At 41.7% G+C, this 18,070-nt stretch carries 15 protein-coding genes; 5 read left to right on the forward strand and 10 right to left on the reverse strand.

What is annotated here, in order from left to right:
* Window positions 1-3: 3 nt before the first annotated feature.
* Window positions 4-618 carry a hypothetical protein gene (locus ACTUJY_RS13785; RefSeq protein WP_463616683.1) on the reverse strand — a complete coding sequence of 205 codons (615 nt, stop codon included), beginning with the start codon at window positions 616-618 and terminating at the stop codon, window positions 4-6.
* Window position 619: 1 nt separating this feature from the next.
* Complete coding sequence (locus tag ACTUJY_RS13790; RefSeq protein ID WP_463616684.1) at window positions 620-3,859, reverse strand: PKD domain-containing protein; 3,240 nt, start codon at window positions 3,857-3,859, stop codon at window positions 620-622.
* A gap of 451 nt (window positions 3,860-4,310) precedes the next feature.
* On the opposite strand from ACTUJY_RS13790, the gene ACTUJY_RS13795 reads away from it, so the two are divergent.
* From ACTUJY_RS13795 to ACTUJY_RS13805, 3 genes are all read left to right on the forward strand, one after another.
* Entirely contained in the window at window positions 4,311-5,783 is a 1,473-nt protein-coding gene (locus tag ACTUJY_RS13795) for a rhomboid family intramembrane serine protease (protein ID WP_463616685.1), read from the forward strand.
* Between the two features lie 313 nt (window positions 5,784-6,096).
* A complete protein-coding gene (locus tag ACTUJY_RS13800; protein WP_463616686.1) occupies window positions 6,097-7,245 on the forward strand; it encodes an aspartyl protease family protein in 1,149 nt (382 codons plus the stop codon).
* Between the two features lie 446 nt (window positions 7,246-7,691).
* Complete coding sequence (locus ACTUJY_RS13805; protein WP_463616687.1) at window positions 7,692-8,948, forward strand: DUF5610 domain-containing protein; 1,257 nt, start codon at window positions 7,692-7,694, stop codon at window positions 8,946-8,948.
* 160 nt (window positions 8,949-9,108) lie between these two features.
* On the opposite strand, the gene ACTUJY_RS13810 is transcribed toward ACTUJY_RS13805, so the two are convergent.
* Window positions 9,109-10,086, reverse strand: coding sequence for a GlxA family transcriptional regulator (locus tag ACTUJY_RS13810; RefSeq protein ID WP_463616688.1), 978 nt, complete (start codon window positions 10,084-10,086; stop codon window positions 9,109-9,111).
* Window positions 10,067-10,624, reverse strand: a complete 558-nt coding sequence (locus ACTUJY_RS13815; protein WP_463616689.1) for an isochorismatase family protein — start codon at window positions 10,622-10,624, stop codon at window positions 10,067-10,069. Before ACTUJY_RS13815 ends, ACTUJY_RS13810 begins: the two co-directional genes overlap by 20 nt.
* 202 nt (window positions 10,625-10,826) lie before the next feature.
* On the opposite strand from ACTUJY_RS13815, the gene ACTUJY_RS13820 reads away from it, so the two are divergent.
* Entirely contained in the window at window positions 10,827-11,144 is a 318-nt protein-coding gene (locus ACTUJY_RS13820) for an antibiotic biosynthesis monooxygenase family protein (protein ID WP_463616690.1), read from the forward strand.
* Window positions 11,145-11,171: 27 nt separating this feature from the next.
* Here the strand turns inward: ACTUJY_RS13820 and ACTUJY_RS13825 are convergent, their stop codons facing one another.
* Window positions 11,172-11,294, reverse strand: coding sequence for a hypothetical protein (locus ACTUJY_RS13825; RefSeq protein WP_463616691.1), 123 nt, complete (start codon window positions 11,292-11,294; stop codon window positions 11,172-11,174).
* A gap of 344 nt (window positions 11,295-11,638) precedes the next feature.
* Here ACTUJY_RS13825 and ACTUJY_RS13830 point away from each other — a divergent pair, with 344 nt between their 5' ends.
* The gene (locus tag ACTUJY_RS13830) at window positions 11,639-11,983 is read left to right on the forward strand and encodes a diguanylate cyclase domain-containing protein (protein ID WP_463616692.1); all 345 of its coding nucleotides are present in this window, start codon (window positions 11,639-11,641) and stop codon (window positions 11,981-11,983) included.
* A 16-nt stretch (window positions 11,984-11,999) separates the two neighbouring features.
* Here ACTUJY_RS13830 and ACTUJY_RS13835 read toward each other — a convergent pair whose 3' ends face one another.
* From ACTUJY_RS13835 to gshA, 5 genes are all read right to left on the reverse strand, one after another.
* Window positions 12,000-12,419: a PilZ domain-containing protein gene (locus ACTUJY_RS13835; RefSeq protein ID WP_463616693.1), complete on the reverse strand. Its 420-nt coding sequence runs from the start codon at window positions 12,417-12,419 to the stop codon at window positions 12,000-12,002.
* Between the two features lie 172 nt (window positions 12,420-12,591).
* Window positions 12,592-14,028, reverse strand: a complete 1,437-nt coding sequence (locus tag ACTUJY_RS13840) for a hypothetical protein (RefSeq protein ID WP_463616694.1) — start codon at window positions 14,026-14,028, stop codon at window positions 12,592-12,594.
* An 80-nt stretch (window positions 14,029-14,108) separates the two neighbouring features.
* Entirely contained in the window at window positions 14,109-14,594 is a 486-nt protein-coding gene (locus ACTUJY_RS13845) for a GNAT family N-acetyltransferase (RefSeq protein ID WP_463616695.1), read from the reverse strand.
* 80 nt (window positions 14,595-14,674) lie between these two features.
* Window positions 14,675-16,177, reverse strand: coding sequence for a sodium/proline symporter PutP (gene putP, locus ACTUJY_RS13850; protein ID WP_463616696.1), 1,503 nt, complete (start codon window positions 16,175-16,177; stop codon window positions 14,675-14,677).
* A 203-nt stretch (window positions 16,178-16,380) separates the two neighbouring features.
* Complete coding sequence (gene gshA, locus ACTUJY_RS13855; protein ID WP_463616697.1) at window positions 16,381-17,949, reverse strand: glutamate--cysteine ligase; 1,569 nt, start codon at window positions 17,947-17,949, stop codon at window positions 16,381-16,383.
* Window positions 17,950-18,070: the final 121 nt, after the last annotated feature.

The following is an 18,070-nucleotide window of genomic DNA, read 5'->3' on the forward strand; positions in this document are numbered from 1 at the left end:
TGGTTATTTAAGTTCTATTTTTAATACAATACCTTGCGGTATATGAATGGAATGTCCATTTAACTTAACTAGCTTTGATAGATCCACATTACGTTTTCCAGGCGTATACAAAGCTGACTCCGAGCGATTCCAATCAGGTTCCGACAAGTTTGTTGTCACAATCTGTCTATCCGAAAAAACGGCCTTGATAGTGCGATTTTCAATACTTAACCAATCAACACTTAAAATGTTCGATTCATCGCGGACAATAACGCCCTTCATGACATCTCCTTTTGAAAACACTTCCTCACCGAGACTAACATCGGATACCAATTGACCAACCACTTGATCACCCGGTTTGCTATCCTTTCCTAGATGTGACGTCAAAACCAAATAGAACGCTTCTTCTAGATTATTTAGAGTGACCGCTTTTTTCTTTGTATTCCGATCGTGAAATAAAACCGACTTCACATTTTCAACCGGAATGACTAAAGGTTTCTTATCTCTGATGAAATAAATACTATCTGCAGTCGCACCATTAAAATGCCCTTGAATGATCGTATTATCTTTTAGAACAACTTCATCCGCAAAAGCGTCAACCATAACAACCAATGAGCAGATAGACATCAATACTTTCATATCACTTACCACTACAAGGAAATTCGATTTTCTCACAAGCGCTCACTCTTCGAATCGCATTTTGTTCGCAACTATTCGAGTCGCGACAAATCTGAGTTTGCAATCCAGTACTGTTATCACACTCACCTAAATTCCACCAACCTCCCGGCATGTTAGGCTCTAGAGAAACCTTTATAATATCTTCCGCCTTATTGCCAGAAGAGTCCGTTACCGTAAGCTTAAAGTCGATTTCGATTTCTCCCAAGCTCGGATCCAAAGCTGAAAATCGTGCCCTCGCACTTAAAGAATTTGCAGACTCCATAGTGTATAAGTTAGTGTGATGCAGTCCCTGCCAACTTATCGATGCAATCGACTTGTCATTGTCAATAATTTCGCCATTAAACTGGATTACAAACGCATTGTCATGATAACGAGAGTTTCTATCTTCACCGGCATCGATGACTAAGCCCCCGACAATATTTTTATGGGTTACTTTTACGATGTCATGAGACGTTGCACCCTCATTATCCGTAACGGTAAGACGAAATGACAATTCTTGATCACTTACAATATACGGCAATTTAACATTTGCAACGGACGATCTGCTGCTATTGATATAGTGCGTTTCACCGGAGACTTGCTCCCATAAATAGCTCGAAATACTTCCATCAGGATCATAGCTTTGCTCTCCGTTCAGTATTAAAAAAGTTCCTTCATTAACACTTTGATCGCCACCTGCATTCGCGATCGGTTTTTCATTTATGTTTTTCACCAAAACAGATACGGTGTCCGAATGTTCCGCTCCATTATTGTCAACCACTTTTAAAGAAAAGATCAGTGTTTTATCTTCGTTTATCGAAGGTGCTGTAAAGGTAGACGTGGAAGAAGTCTTATTATTTAACGTTACGGCAGTACCTGATACTTGCTCCCAATGATAAGAGACGATGTGTCCATCTTGGTCGGTACCACTTCCAACTAAATTTAAAGCCGTCTTTTCGTTTACAGACAAGTCTGGGCCCGCATTAGCTACGGGCGCTAAATTAACATTTTTAATTGTAACGGTAACTCTATCACTGCCTTCAGCACCATTATTATCTATTGCCTTTAACTCGAATAATAGAGATGTATCACTAGCCACATTAGGGCTGTTAAATTGAATCGTTGGATTATTGTTAGCCGATAAACTAACGTTTGGACCTGAAACTTGACGCCATTGATACTGAACAACGGTTCCATCTCGATCAACGGCAGAACCTGATAGAGCAACAAGAGTACCTTCATCAACTGTTTTATCGACACCAGCATTCACAACAGGAACGGCATTAACGAGCACGCTAGCAACAGTACTGTAACTCGAACATGCCCAATCAAATCCATTACAAGCTCTTACCCGATAACTGTAATTCCCGTTACTTTTACCCGTCATTGATTTAGAAAGAGCCGATGTATTATTCGCGATCGTTACCCAACTGCCAGAATTTTTTCTTTCTTGGAGATCGTAAAAAGAGACCGTACCGGGCGGCTTGCTCCAAGTAAGGCTATAGTTCCCATCCGCATCATTAGATGGAGCACTAGGAGCCGCAGGCTGAGAAGGGATAACTCTAACTATCGATTCCGCTGAACTTGCACTGTAGCCAGAACAAGACCAACTATAGGTGTTACAGCTGCGAATTCGAAAAGCCCAGCTACCATCCGTTAAGCCCGAAAGAGATCGCGTTATTGCCTTAACTCCACTAGCGGCCGCTACCCAGCTTCCTCCACTCTTTCTTTTCTGAATGTCGTAGTAAGAAGCGCGGCTTACGTTTTGCCAAGTTAAGGTTAAACTACCAGTCGATGAGTTCGGAGCGGTTGGAGCAGAAGGCGTTGCGGGTTTAACCTTTACCGTTGTTTTATTACCTACGCTTCCAAAGTTAGAACAAGCCCAACTGTATCCATTGCAGGCTCGGAGTCGAAACTCCCAAACACCATCGGTAAGGCCGGAAACACTTTTCGATGTACCAGAAACTCCGTTTGCAGCCGAGCTCCAAGTTCCGGAGTTGACTCGTTTTTGAACATCATAATAGGTGGCTCCAATAACATTAGGCCAGGTTATCGTCACACTCCCTGTTGAGCTCGCATTATTCGTTGGCGCTGAAGGTTGCGAGGGTTTTAAACGCACTTTTACGCTATTAACAGCAGAATAATTAGAGCAAGCCCATGAATAAGAATTACACGCTCGAACTCGATACTCGTAATTTGTATTATTGCTACGACCACTTCTCGCCAATGAAATGGATTTATGACTGTTGGCAATGGTAATCCAACTTTTTCCGACTACCCTTTCTTGAACAATATAATAACTCACTGAGCCAGCGGGTTTACTCCACTCTACGGTGTAACTTGTAGCGGTTGAATTTATAGACTTTGGAGGCGATGGAATTGTTGGCCTAAACTCAACGTTTACTCTATTGGCACCGCTATAAGAAGAGCATGACCAGGAGTAGGTGTTACAGGCTTGTATTCGATATTCGTAAGCCGTGTCATTGGACTTACCAGAACGAGCGATGGATGTCGCAGAGTGCGACGAAGCAATCGTTTTCCAGCTCCCACCTAACAGGCGCTCTTGTACATTATAGTAGGTCACTTGCCCAGCCGGTTTAAGCCAACTGACCGTATACTTTCCATCCACATCGTTAATATTTTTAGGGGCATTTGGAGTGGAAGGCTTTATCATCACCTGAATATCATTACTGTACGCCCAAGCTGAACACGCAGCACGCCCAAAATTAAAGTCTTCGTTACACCCTTTTAATCGATATTTATAGTTACCATTACTTTTGCTACTCAAATTAAAACTCGAAACAGATCGTGATGGCGGTGTTTTATTTGTATAAGAGCCATTATTAAAAGACTCTTGTAATACGTAATACCCCGTTTTGGTCAGCATCTTTGACGGTGTAAAGGTTACACTTATCGTGCCTGATGTTACTTTAGCATTACCGGATAAGTTACTTGGTGCCGTTGGTGGAATAACCATGGGCTCACAATTATCGATCGCAAATTTATTCTCTGATTCAATAATTTTTTTACCAATATCACCTTTCTTTCCAGAGTCGCCCGACATCGTCTCTTTATTGGTTTGCTTAACGAGTCCTTTGTTACCTTTTTGATTATCAATGGACGTTTCGGCCATCCTTTGTTTAAAAGGTATACATCGTTCAAACGCATAGGAAGTAGATGGAAAACCAAAAGACAATACGAGGAATAAAAATAAAAACCGCATAATCGACCTTAACTTATTAAAAAAAAGACAAGTTAATTCGTAAATTTTTTATCTAAACTAAATTCACCGAAAAATAAGCGCGCGAGTTTCTCATATTGAAATATCCCTATCAATAAAAATTAAGAATTTGGGTAATATTTTACAAAACGGAATGTTCCATGTGAGTGAAATATGCGCAGAGTTTAAAATCTAAAACACACATTACGAAGTCGGAGTCCAGAGCAACTCATTAACTTGTATATACGTATTTAAGCTCAATAAAAACTCATCTATATTCTTCAAAGCTTATAAATATTTTTCGATTCTCTGGTTTCCAATCAGTGAAACGAGCTAAACTTACTCAGAAAATCATAAAGGTTATCGATACACAGCCCCAAAAAATATCTCACACAGAGATTCAATTTGCGCCAGTAAGTGACTCTTTGCACCAATCATATGATGGTTAATAAACATGCTACTGATAATTCCTACCGAAATCGGACTCGATAAAAAACACATTCCTTACGTTACCTTTGCCCTCATAATAATTACCATTGCGTCTTTTTTTATATTTCAGTTTAACGATGGTATTAAAGAACAGGAAACCATTCAATATTATCAAGATTCCGGTTTATTTAATGTTGAGCTGGAACCTTTTCAAAATTACTTGCAAACACCCAGTGCAAAAAAGCACTATGCGGATTTATCTGCGATTTATAAGGAAGGTCCGTCACGTATATATTTTATGATCTATGATCAGGATTTTCGTCGATACTTGCGAGAACAACTGGGAAACAGTAACTCCGATAACGCTCAACAATGGCGATGGCTATCAAAAGAACTGGAGGAGAAGAAAAGTAAAATTATAAGCTACGCTTATGGAGTTCGACCCGACACAATTTCAACTTGGCCGATCATTACGCACACGTTTTTACACGGCGATATATTTCACTTGTTAGGCAATATGGCGTTTTTGTTCTTGTTCGGTTTAGGCGTTGAAAGACTATTCGGTTCATTTAAATTTATACTGTTCTACTTTGCAGCAGGTATTACAGGAGCGCTGCTTTTTAGTCATTTAAACGGCAAGCCCTACATGCCTTTGGTCGGTGCTTCAGGCGCAATTTCTGGCTTAATGGGTGCGTACGCCGCCTATTATGGAACACAAAAGATTCGTTTTTTTGCCTGGTTTGGCTTTTATTTTAATCAATTTAAGTGGCCTGCATTTCTAGTTCTGGTTTTCTGGTTGATCAAAGAAGCCTTGTCTCAAGTTACCGAAACGGAAAGTAATGTCGCGTACATGGCACACTTTGGAGGCTTGCTTGCTGGAGGTTTACTGGGCTTTTTATTTAGGCCATCAAAAGCAGTAAGAAAGGAAAAACAACAAAAAAACGACATCTCCCTAGAGGTTAAACATTATAATAAGGCGCTCGATCACATTCGCAAACTGGAGTTTGAAGAAGCTCGTAATGAACTTCAGAATACACTGGAACTTGTTCCTTCGCATTTCGAAGCGCTTAAAAGCCTATACAACCTCGATAAAGTAAATCCCGCTCAGCCCAGTTATAAACAGGTGGTGAATCGCGTCTTTGCGTTCAATTTGCAAGACATCAACGCCGACGGTTTCGTTCTATTGGTGGCTAACGAAGCCATCCCAAAGCACGTTAACGTTAAAGAGTTAGACATTGAAGCTTTTTTTGGGTTGTTGCACAGACAGCTCAGGAACGATCTCGTACAAACCAGTGAACCCTTAATTAAAGAAGCTAAAAAAGTGTACGCCGAGCATGAAAAGTTACCTAAGCTCCTATTCGAGTGGAGTATTGCGCTGGCCAAGCGAAGTAAAATTCGGAGCGCATCCATAGAACTTAATTACCTGGCAAATTATTACGGTGAATCACCTCATGGTAAAGCAGCACGCGAACAGTTAAAAACCTGGAAGAAAAGTTAACCCTTGCTGACTCGTCAAAGTCGACCGCAATGGTTGTTTCGAATCGGGTGTGCGTTGAATATTTTAGAGCGATTAATCAAGCTATACAATCATCAGCCGAGCGGATACCTAAAAACCTGAATGAACTTTGCAAATCAAACATCGTTTTCACTTAAGACAAAAATTTCACATTTGTTTCACATTCTATCGTTTAATATGGACTGAAATTCATGACCTTCCTTCATCCATGTTAAAAAAAATCATTATTACACTAATATCAATCCTCGTTGTATTGTTATTCATCGATGGCTGCAAAACCATAAACTCTATCCGAATGATGCAAATTAACTCCAATGCACAACCCATATTTGAAAATGAAAAAAGAATACACCTAAAATCAGTGTTCCTGGGTGAAAAGCCTTACATTTATGCAAAAGTCAATGGCGAAGAATTGCTGTTTCTTTTAGATACTGGTGCTCGTTTTCTTGTACTGATGGATTCACCAAAAGTACGAAAGCTTAACTTACAGCCAGGATTTCATTTATCGATGGGTGGCTGGGGTGACCAAGAAAAGAGCCAAGCCTATCAAGTCGATATTAAGCGCATTGATCTCGGCGGTGTGGCTTTTGACAACATGAAAGCCGCCTATATACCCATAACGACTTCTCAATATTTTCTTCGAGAAGATGAAGCCGTATTTGATGGTGTCATAGGTCACGACATGTTAAAACACTTTACCTGGGAGTTCGACCACAACCAAAACAGCATTGCGCTCTCAAGTAAACACTATATTCCCGAAGCCAATGCTAAATCGTATCCGCTCAATAGCTTTTTTAGCAAAATTAGTATTGATGGCGAGCTTGCTTTTAATAACAACCACAGCGTTAAAACGGAGTTTATTATTGACACGGGCAGCCGTCACTATTTAAAAATCAGCAGTGCCTACACAGACAACAATAACGTCAAAGTTCACTCTACTCGTGTACGCGCGGCCGACTTTGGCCTCAGTGGAATGACGGTGCACGAACGCGTTACCTTACCCTCTTTGACGCTTGGAGACATAAAGCTTAACAATGTGAAAGTCAATTTAATTCCCGGAAACGATGAAGATGAAATGTGGATCATTGGAAATGCCTTATTGAATCAGTTTAAAACCGTTATCGATTATCAAAAGAGCGCTTTCTATTTAATCCCTCAAAAACCATTTCATACAGACTACAACTTACTGGGACTGGAACTTCGAAAAATTCAAAGCGGTGAATTTGTCGTACGATATGTTTTCCCAGATCTTCCGGCGAGCCACGTAAATATACAGGTAGGCGACTTGATTACTTCTATTAATAATAAACCAGCAGACACACTGACTTTAGCTCATTACAACGACTTATCCTCTACTTTGGGAAGTCATCGAGTTTGTATTCAACGCGATCTGAAATGCTTTACTCTCAAAGCAGAGCATATTATCGGTTATTCTAATCTTTGATGTTTTGTCGAGCTCAGCAACAGCATGATACGCCATACAACGGTAAGTTACGGCTATAAACAACTCTACCTAGCAGGCCTTCATCGCTTCTCTTTTTCATCTTCATCCTTTTTTTGCCGAGCGAAGCCAAGCGCCACAATTGCGATAAGAACGACAATTGCGATCACACCAATAACGTAACTGTTCATATTGTCTCCCGCACAAAAACGTTCGAATAAATACTGTAATATTAGTCTATTTTAAGGTGGGGAATAAAAACAGAAAACGCTTTGCTTGATTAATTGAAACCACAAGCTTTCCCCATAAAATCAAAAAGATACAGTCTTTATGCTACGCCAATGCGTGAAAATTTGAGATATCGAACGTGTTTTCTCCATTGAGCCTAAAGTCGTCATGTTTCAGGCCGATTTAAAACTAAATGGATACTTTTTTACAGGTCGAGTCCCATGTTAAATCACCTCTCAAACCTACTTCCTTTTTCGGAACCTGGTGAACGTGGCCCATTTAATGGCATATTCAGAAATGGGAACAAACCATCGAGCCAAGCACTACCGTCAGCGAACGGTTTACAACCCAATAGGCAACCGCGAGACAGCTTTGAGGTGTTTAATAGCATTCTCGAAAAAGCCTACCAACGGCTCGCTCAAGGCCCTTTATCTAACCCTAACCAAAGCCAAGCAGTTCAGCCTCCGGTACAAGCGAGTAACTATACGATTCAGCCGGTCGAGAAAATCACTTCAGAACAAGCGGCAGCGAATATTCTGGATTTTATTCAACAACGGCTGGCAACAGACAAAGCCAACGGCGTTTCGCAAAAAGAATTGAATAACCGACTCGACCAAGCTTTGGCTGGCTTTGAAAAAGGTTTTAATGAAGCCAAAGACATTATTACAGGACTGGGACTGCTCACACCAACGCTGGAGGGCGAAATTAACGATACGTACCAAAGAGTGACCAGCGGTATTGATGAGCTCAGAGAGACTATTAATCAAACCGATCAAATCAGCAGTCGCCTGACTCAACTGGATGTAGCCGGAAGCTTTTCACAAAGCCGAAGTTTTTCATTAAATCTCACCACGCAAGACGGAGACCGCGTAACCATTGAAATCGCCAGAGATTTACAAGCCAGTCAATCCGTATCCTTTCATCAGTCGAACAACGCCAGCTCTTTGCAGGCCGGTCAGCAGTTGTCTTCGTCCGGGTCTTTTATTCTCAATGTGAGTGGCGAACTGGACGAAGACGAGTTGCAAGCCATAAACAATTTACTCTCCGACGTTGATGACATAGCGCAGGATTTTTACAGCGGAAATCTGGACCAGGCGTTTAAAGCAGCGACTGAATTAAACTTCGATTCAGATGAGCTTTCCAGGATGGATCTGCACTTGCAACAGATCACCAGTGTAAGTGCTATTGCAGCTTATCAGTCGAACAGTGATCAGCCGGTGCAAAATGCGATTACAAGCTTGGGTGATTTTCTGGGTCAGGTTAATACCTTGCTGGACAACGCCGAAAAGTTCAGCGAACCGCTTAAGCTTATTGATGATATAACTTCGGGCCTTAACTTGCTAAATGTAGAACCTAATAACCAACCGTCCGATGAGCAACACGTTGCAGCTCATCAACAAGAACAATTCAGAAACAACTTGCGCTCTTTGGTTGAATCTTTATTTAACCGTCGAGAGTCACAAGCCGAAGTTGCTTAAATCGGAAAAAGCGGTTAATAGAAGCACTCTCAAAAATTGAACGGTGTTATTGACACATGGTACAGACGTTGAAAAGAGCGGAGTTTACCTGCGATCAATAAGCACAGGAAAAACGTCAGCAACGCGGCATAAGCGGCAAAAGGCATTGTTGAGATGGCATTTAGTTAGAAACACGCTTTCGATATTGAGTCGGAGATTCCTTGTGATAACGGAGCCAGGATCGGCGAAAGCTTCGAGCCGATTGAAAGCCGCTGGCTTCGGCGACAAGTTCAACTTTCGTTTGGGTATCGGTTAGCAATTTTTCCGCGTGACTGATTTTTATTTTCTCACGATACTCTTGAATCGTGAGTTCGGTAATTCTTCGAAATTGGCGCGTTAAATTTCTTGGACTCATATGAACTTGAGAGGCCAACTCTTCAATCGAATAATTGACTTCTGGTGAATGACAAATTAAATCCTGAACCCGATGTACGCGATCATCCAAATGGTTACGACCGGAAAACCAAGGGCTCAGCTGAGGGTCATCACCACTGCGCCGAAAATAAATGACCATTTCGCGGGCAACTCGAGCAGTAAATGCAGCATCAGTATCTTGTTGCAAAAAAGCCAACATCAAATCGATACCAGAGCTGATCCCTGCGCTGGTCCAAACACAGCCGTCTTTTACAAATAAACGGTTATCAACAACAGAAGCCGAAGGTTCCAATTGCTTTAAAGAGTCCACTAAATCGTGATGTGTTGTACACATCTTATCGACCAACCAGCCAGCTTTTGCCGCTATCAACGCACCGGAACAGACGGTAGCCAAAGAAATGTTAGGCACGCGCTTTTGTTGTTTTAACCATTGAACCGTTTGTTTCCCTGTTTTTGACGTTAAAAATACACGCGTCTGGCTCACTCCAGGAATGATTAATCGACAGGCTTTTGGTAGTTTTTCAGGTAATGGTGCGACATTGTTTACCACCAAGCCACCTTGCATAGACGGCGTGGCTAATGGAGCAATGTAATGAAGTCGGTACACGTTTCGTTCACTGTTCGCGGTAAGCAATACTTGCAAAGGCCCGGCTAAATCCAGAGGTAAAAAGCCGGGTAAAATTAAAAAATAACAATCGATTAATTCAGTTTTTGAACTTTTCATGGATCTCGTCAGTCGTGGTCATATTGGCAAAACGGCCTTCTAATACCAATCGCGTTTTATCTTTTATTTCTTGTGCGTAAATGATATTGCCTTGATGATCGTGCATATCAAACGTTAGAGTGGCATCAAGAACAAAATCAATTTCAAAACCTAAGTCACTCCCGACACGTGCTGTCGTTTCGCAACATTGCTCCGTTCGAATACCACTGATCAGCAAGCGCTGAATATCATTTTGATTTAACCAATCGGCTAGCTGAGTATCGGTAAACGCATTATGAACATGTTTGGTGAAACTCACATTAAAGCAGTCGGGTAAAAATGGCATCGCTTGTATCAACCCAGAACCTTCATAAAACGGACTGCTTTTGTTATCACGCTCGGCGTGCAATATTTGCACAATAGGGACATTTTGCGTCAAGCAACTATCAATTAACTTTAGCATGGGTATTTTAAACAATTCAAATTGCTCACTTTGCCAATAGGTCGTTTCCGGAAACGAATTCTGTACATCGATGACTAACAGCGCGCTATTTTTCATAAAAATCTCCAACTCACTTTAAACATTGAATCATCAGAATACGCCAGTCTGTGTTACTAATCAGGACAGGAGAAAGACAACAATAGGACATTTTGAGCCATTAACGTTAAAGCAAACACATCACATAATTGCTCCTTAACAACAATTGAGTTAGAGTCAATGTATGCTTGCGCTCATCATCATGAACCAACTCAATTAACCTATGACTCAGATTGCAAAAACACCCAAACCACCCTACTACGCCGTAATTTTCACTTCCATTCGAACTCCCGATGAAAAAGGTTATCGCGAGATGTCCAAACGTATGGAAAAACTGGCAGAGCAACAACCCGGATTTTTAGGGATCGAGTCCGCTCGCGAAGATCTCAGTATCACGGTTTCTTATTGGTCCGATATTGAGTCCATTAAAAACTGGAAGGCGAACATCGAACATCGCGAAGCGCAGAAACAAGGTCGCAAACAATGGTACCGTTCATTCCGCGTTCGAATTTCAAAAGTTGAAAGAGAATACGGAATCTAATGCGTCGAGTAATGTTATCATTTGAGCTTAAACGGCTTGCTCCTGGTTGGATGAATGCACATCAAAATTTTCATCTTCAATATCCCATTGGCTAATGCCAATATGCACGACTCGCCAAAATTCTAGAAAAATATATCGCAATATTCTCATGTTGCACCTCGCAACTTAAACAAAAAACGAAAACGCTTATGAAATACTCGTGCCATTCATTATCAACGTCTAACTCTTTGATTTCTTGCAAGTTAAAAAGCCAATCCCACAGTTTATCGCGCACCAAAACAAACCCTCTCCTCTTTGATGCTCCTAATTAGTGTAAGCGTTAATTGTGACAACGGCTTGTAGATCGCACACCGGTTGGCCATACTGTTTTGAGATAAACAAAAACTCGCTCTGAGTAACTATCAGCCCAACTCTCGGACAACAACTCGCGGACACTCACAATGGAAGAGTGACTGCTCTGGCGATGGAGCACAATCGTTCAGGTCTGCTCCGACTTGTTGATTGCACTTTTCTTTCTGTCGCTGGCACGTTCAACTAAGCGCGTGGAATTACACCCATGGGTGCGCGCTTGGCTCGCTAAAGCCTTACAAATCAACTTTCGGCCGGAAGATCATATTATCCGCTACGCCGGCGATGAATTTATTGTTGTGGCAGAATCGGTTAAACCAGAAGACATTCAAGAACGAGTGAGTACCACTCGAACTCATCTGCAACATCACAGTGTGCGTCATCCTCGTATTCAGTTTTCGGTTGGAATATCTTATTTACCGGTTGGCGGGGAGCCCGAACAGGCTCTGCATGAAGCCGATGAGGCAATGTATGTACGAAAGAAAGCTTAAAGCGAACTCAATCTGATTACTCCTGGTGCTCAACCGAAAGTACTTCAACCTCTTCGGCACCGGAGTACTGAATGCTCTCTATATAAGCCTGCAGTCTTTCAGCGCTGTCTTCAAGAAAAGCTTCAAACCGACATCCTACCGATGATAGATGATGTGAAATACGGTTAAAGTAAACAATACCCAGTTTAATTTCTATTTCGAAAAATGGTTGAGGTAATTCGATGCGAATAAGCAAAGGAACGGTATCAATTGGATTACCGCGCGCAACGGCAGGCATGAGTAAAGGAATATGTCTATTTTCCACTTCAAACTGAATACCAGAAACGGAAATATTCATAACTCGCGCTTTACAGCGGGTTTCCTGCGCGGTGATTAATCTGGCAGGTAGGTTAACCGAGTACCGTCTTGCGGTACGTCTTTCAATTAAATGTGTCATTACTGCTTCCTGGCTTTACTTCGGCCATGTAATAACGAATAGACACTTTTCTAGATTTTGTCGCGTTATGAGATAAATTATTTTAAATATTAAACCCCAAATGAGAACAGAGCCACCAAAACAACCTGAATCATCACCACTATGAGATAATAAAAAACACTAAGAGCTTACATTAAACCAATAGCTTTACATAATTCTGCATGGCCGTTTTTAAGTCACCGCTGGCAATATTGATCCCCCAATGAATAATTTTCGCGGCTTCCTGTCGCTTATTCAGTTTTTCGGTAAGAAACTTGGCAAACACAAAGCAAGCATCGGCCAACCCTGGGTATTCAATATGTTGTTTTTTCAGGTAATTCAATAGTGCAAAAGCGGGTTTAGCGTCTTCTTTACGATTTAAAACTTTTATCAGTTGGTGAGCGACTTGCGGGTCGGTCGGTACAAAATCCGGTTTGTGCTTCAAAGTGTTAAGATAATGCATCCGCATTAAGTTTCCGGATCGTGCCTTTAGCAGCAGCCCCAGGTGTTTGTCACATAGCATGGCCATCCTATCGACCTTGCCGCTTAAACCAAATAATTTATACAAAAGCTCATACGTTTGATTATCATTTTCGTCTTGTTTAAGGGCTTCAATTAAAGTTTTTTCAGCTTCTTCGTAGCGTCCTTCTTGAATAAAAATTTCAGCCTCTGTTACACCGCTACTTTTATCTTCTTTTGTTTGAGTGTTCGTTAAATGACTGGTGTGCTTACCGTGAGCTTTAATATTTTGATGCAGTGTTTGACGGTGCACGGAAAAGTCCAATTCATAATGATATTGGTAAATCACATAACCAAACATGTGATACATGGAAAAAGAAACATACAATGAAAAAAAATGAATTAACGGAACCGAAAATTTGTACGAAATATTGCCAGCCAAAAACTCGGTACCAAACGACACCGTCAGTGAAAACATGATGATCAAGGCGAATAAGATCCAATAGCTGCCACCGACAGCTGACATGACAAAAATAATTCGAGCAGGATTTAACGCACTCCACATGCTTTTATCCATACAAAGAATCATATTGATCGCAGGATAAGCCAGCACAAAAAAAGCAGAAACGCCTATGGTTAGAATGATACTCAGTTGAGCTAATTTATAGAGACCTGCACCGACAAGCACAAACATGGCCATTAACTTTAAAAACATCCAGCCATTTTCAAGCGCCATCATTTTCTTCCAATTTGGCTTATCAAGATTGCCATAGGCCGTATATTCCATCACCGCAAAAAATACTTTAGTAACGAAGGCCATCCAGGCAATAAGAATGGGAATAGCCATTAAACTCAATCGTCCAGGCTGCGAATAATAGGTTAATAAAATTGCACTGAGCGATGCGATAACCAGCAGCGGCAACGCCATAGGATAAATAAAGAAGTGTCCGATTTTAAGCCAAAATGGAGTGATGTTTTCGCTGATCCCCATGGGCTCGAGATAGCCCCGGCACAGAGTACAACGCGGTGTAACACTGGTATTGTCTTCGGGAACACAGTCCATACAAAACGCAACATCGCAACGATGACAATACCAGGAAGCATTAACTTCGGGATGGTATTTACACTCCATGGAAAGATCCTATTGAAAAGTTACCAAATTTTAAGAGATGTATAGCGCTTTACATCAATGAGGCCCAAAATCTACAATCGCTAAAGATCACTGTTAGCCAACGCAGTTAAGGCATCGCCGGTCACTCTCTGTACGGTCCAACCCTCCATGCCTTGCGCCCCCATTGCACGATAAAAGTCGATAGCTGGAGTATTCCAGTCTAGCACCGACCACTCAAAGCGACCACAATCCTGTTCAAGCGCAACTTTGGCTAAATGAATGAGTAGCGCTTTACCCAATTTTTTACCTCGATACTCTGGCAAAACAAATAGGTCTTCCAGATATATCCCAGGCTTAGCCAGAAATGTTGAGTAGTTGTAAAAATAAAGCGCAAATCCGGCCGGTTGTCCTTCGTATTCGGCAATGACTACATGAGCGATAGGCTGCTCACCAAACAGGGTTTCTTCCAGCTTTTCGTGAGTTGCTACGACTTCGTGACTCAGTTTTTCATAATCCGCCAGGGCCTGAATAAAGCTCAAAATGACTGGCACATCATTGGGCGCTGCTTTTCTAATATTGATGGACATTGTTCTTGACTCCTAAATCGTCAAAAATGTTGCATTCGAAATAATTCTTTTTGATTCCTCGCTTCAGTACCTCGCCCCCTTTAATTCAAGGCGCGTTGCACTCTTTCAAAAGTTTCACACATAGGAACAGACGGACGTTGTGTTCGCGACGCTAAAACTATCGCAATCGTCGCTAAAATAACACCGGGTATCATTTCATAAGTCTCGGCCATCATTCCACCAACCTCTTTTTTGAACGTCACCCACAAAATTACGGTTAATGCACCAGTGATCATACCGGCTAACGCACCATTTCGTGTCATACCCTTCCAGGTTAAACTGAGTAAAATAACCGGACCGAATGCTGAACCAAATCCCGCCCAAGCATTACTCACTAAACTCAATACTTTTGAGTCTTTATCTGTGGCGATTAAAGTCGCGATCATTGCGATAACTAACACGGCAACTCTGCCTACCCACACCAGTTCCGAGTCACTCGCATGTTTGCGCAAAAATACACGATAAAAATCTTCAGTCACTGCGCTGGAGCTTACTAGCAGTTGCGAATCAATCGTACTCATTACGGCAGCGAGAATGGCAGCCAACAAAAATCCAGCTACCCACGGATTAAACAATACTTGAGTCGCAAGAATAAAAACCTTCTCACTGTCTTCAGTCAATAACGATTGATATTCGCTTCCATGAAAATAACCGATTGCAAAATAACCCACGAGCAGGGCTCCCATCATACTGACAATCATCCAACTCATAGCAATGCGACGTGCTTGATGCACATGCTGAACGGATCTCGCCGCCATGAAACGAGCAAGTAAATGCGGTTGTCCGTAATAACCAAGTCCCCAAGCCATCAACGAAAAGAAACTGATAGAAAGCAAATAATCAGAAGCCGATTGACCATTAAACCAGTCCGATTTTGAACCATCGACGGTTGCAATGGTTGTTTGTGCATCGGATAACCCCCCTACTTCATAAACCATCACAAGCGGTGCAATTACGAGAGCGGTTACCATTAATAACCCTTGTACAACATCAGTCCAACTTACCGCTAAAAATCCACCGATAAACGTATAGCTTACAATCACCAAAGCGCCGACCACGAGTGCAATGTGATAATCCATTGCGAATGAGGCTTCAAATAGTTTTGCACCAGCGGTTAATCCAGAAGCCACGTATACAGTAAAAAAGACAAGGATCACCATCGCCGAAATAACACGCAGCATATTTGAATTATCTTCAAAACGTCCGCTTAAATAATCCGGTAATGTGATCGCATTATCAACCGCTTCGGTATAAACACGTAACCTGGGCGCGGTAATTCGCCAATTAAAATAAGCACCAATGGCAAGCCCCAGCGCGATCCACATTTCACTTAAACCACTGGCATAAATGGCGCCGGGTAATCCTAACAGCAGCCAGCCACTCATATCGGATGCACTGGCGCTTAATGCCGTAACCAAACTACCGAGTTTTCGCCCACCTAAAATATAATCGGAAAGGTTTCGCGTTTGAAAATAGGCCCAAACCCCAATTCCCATCATCAGTGCGAGATAAAAAATAAACGTTGATAATGTCGCTGTAGACATGTTGTGCCCCAAATGATTTGTTAGTGTTATTGCTTGGTATTAGACGTTGTTATTTCTTTGTTAAACGCTTTTGAATCTTCTTATTGCTTCTAAAGAAAGTTTCTACAAGCGAACACGGATACATCCGATGCGTTCAAGCATACGCTTTCGTTAGAGCGACTATACATTGCATGCCGCAACTTAACCGCTTTAATTATTTTCAATCAGTCCGCAAAATAATCCGCTAAAAACTGTTCAAACGTGCGTGTATCACTTTGCTCTATTTCTTTCTGTGCAGCAAGTGAACGCTGCGCTTCTTCCTCAAACTGAGATTGAATATCGGCAGGTAGCGGCTCCGACATTAGTTGCTTCGCATAATTTTTTGAAAGCTCAAAAGCAAATGGGAAAAAGCCATCTTTTCGTTTTTCTATTATATGAACGACCTGACCAGACAGCGTTTGTTCCGCTTGTTCAATTTGAGTACTGAGCAAACTTAATACTTGGCTGAACTGCTCAACCTGATACGCTTTATCAAGAAGCGTGGCTGAAAATGAAAACTCAGAAAATAATTGCTTCGCCACTTCCGTAAGCGAAACTTGTTTATTATTTTTCCAAAGGTACAGTTCCGGATCACGTCCACCTTTTACGACACGTGAAAAATTCTTGGTATTTTCGGCTTCTTCCCGTTCTGTGATGGGTGGTGAGTCGGTTATCAAACAATGCAATAAGAACACATCCAAAAAATCCATTTGTTGCTGTGAAATACCGACAGGGCTGAAAGGATTAATATCTAATACACGAACTTCAATATATTCCACGCCTCGATTACGCAGTGCTTTAGATGGTCTTTCACCCGACTGAGTAGTACGCTTAGGCCGAATGTTGCTATAAAACTCATTCTCAATTTGCAATACATTGTCGTTAAGTTGCCGATAGTTGCCGTCAACCTTTACCCCGATGGACTGATAATAAGGATCTTCTGTACGAATGGCGTGTTCCAAATCAGCAATGTATTGCGGCAAAGAGTTGGTACAGACTTTTAAACGTGACTGCACATTATTATGATAACCTAAATCACTCATTCGCAGTGACGTGGCAAATTTTCCATAACGTGTTCCCGGAATTAATTGCTCCAAACGAGTCGGTCGCCCCTTAATAAAACTCTCACATAATGCAGGAGATGCCCCAAATAAAAAGGGAATGATCCAACAATTGCGTAAAAAGTTTCGGATCATTCCCATATAGCGTTCAGACTTAAAATCTTGTAGCGTTTGTTTTGAATCAGTCAGTTGATGTAACGCTTGCCAAAGCTCATCAGGCAACGAAAAGTTATAGTGAACACCAGCAATGGTTTGCATAAAACGACCGTATCGATGGCCAAGGCCTTCTCGATAAACACTTTTCATACGACCACTGTTAGATGTCCCGTAATAAGCAATCGGAATGTCTTTTTCCTCACCCATGACACAAGGCATACTGGTTGCCCACAACAGTTCATTGCCCAAATGTTGATAAACAAATTGATGGATGTAATGCAACCACTTTAATGGTTGCCCTAACTCGGTGCTAGGCGGGGTTATAAACTCTAACAGTGCTTCAGAATAATCAGTAGTGATGTATCGATGGGTAAGCGTTGAGCCTAACGCTTTAGGATGAGGTGTTTGTGCAATCAGCCCCGCGGGAGAGATGCGCAAGCTTTCTTTTTCCAAACCACGACGAATGCCATTGAGTAAAGCAGTTGCTTGTTGTTGCCAGAAATCCTTTTCTGCAGATGATGAAAATTTAATCGACATTAACGCTTAAGCCACAAGTTTCAATGGGCTTAACTATGCCATACTGCCCCTGCGGTTACCAGTACTCGAAGCCGCAATTCACTCGCTCAACCGCGCTTCTGCAACAATGTAAATACGCTCT

This window comes from Pleionea sp. WD8-19, assembly GCF_055326765.1.

Coding starts and splice junctions, on each gene's coding strand:
- ACTUJY_RS13835 (WP_463616693.1), bottom strand. CDS start 12,419: ATGACACATTTAATTGAAAGACGTACCGCAAGACGGTACTCGGTTAAC.
- ACTUJY_RS13820 (WP_463616690.1), top strand. CDS start 10,827: ATGACTCAGATTGCAAAAACACCCAAACCACCCTACTACGCCGTAATT.
- gshA (WP_463616697.1), bottom strand. CDS start 17,949: ATGTCGATTAAATTTTCATCATCTGCAGAAAAGGATTTCTGGCAACAA.
- ACTUJY_RS13790 (WP_463616684.1), bottom strand. CDS start 3,859: ATGCGGTTTTTATTTTTATTCCTCGTATTGTCTTTTGGTTTTCCATCT.
- ACTUJY_RS13805 (WP_463616687.1), top strand. CDS start 7,692: ATGTTAAATCACCTCTCAAACCTACTTCCTTTTTCGGAACCTGGTGAA.
- ACTUJY_RS13800 (WP_463616686.1), top strand. CDS start 6,097: ATGATGCAAATTAACTCCAATGCACAACCCATATTTGAAAATGAAAAA.
- putP (WP_463616696.1), bottom strand. CDS start 16,177: ATGTCTACAGCGACATTATCAACGTTTATTTTTTATCTCGCACTGATG.
- ACTUJY_RS13845 (WP_463616695.1), bottom strand. CDS start 14,594: ATGTCCATCAATATTAGAAAAGCAGCGCCCAATGATGTGCCAGTCATT.
- ACTUJY_RS13785 (WP_463616683.1), bottom strand. CDS start 618: ATGAAAGTATTGATGTCTATCTGCTCATTGGTTGTTATGGTTGACGCT.
- ACTUJY_RS13795 (WP_463616685.1), top strand. CDS start 4,311: ATGCTACTGATAATTCCTACCGAAATCGGACTCGATAAAAAACACATT.
- ACTUJY_RS13825 (WP_463616691.1), bottom strand. CDS start 11,294: ATGAGAATATTGCGATATATTTTTCTAGAATTTTGGCGAGTCGTGCAT.
- ACTUJY_RS13815 (WP_463616689.1), bottom strand. CDS start 10,624: ATGAAAAATAGCGCGCTGTTAGTCATCGATGTACAGAATTCGTTTCCG.
- ACTUJY_RS13810 (WP_463616688.1), bottom strand. CDS start 10,086: ATGAAAAGTTCAAAAACTGAATTAATCGATTGTTATTTTTTAATTTTA.
- ACTUJY_RS13840 (WP_463616694.1), bottom strand. CDS start 14,028: ATGGAGTGTAAATACCATCCCGAAGTTAATGCTTCCTGGTATTGTCAT.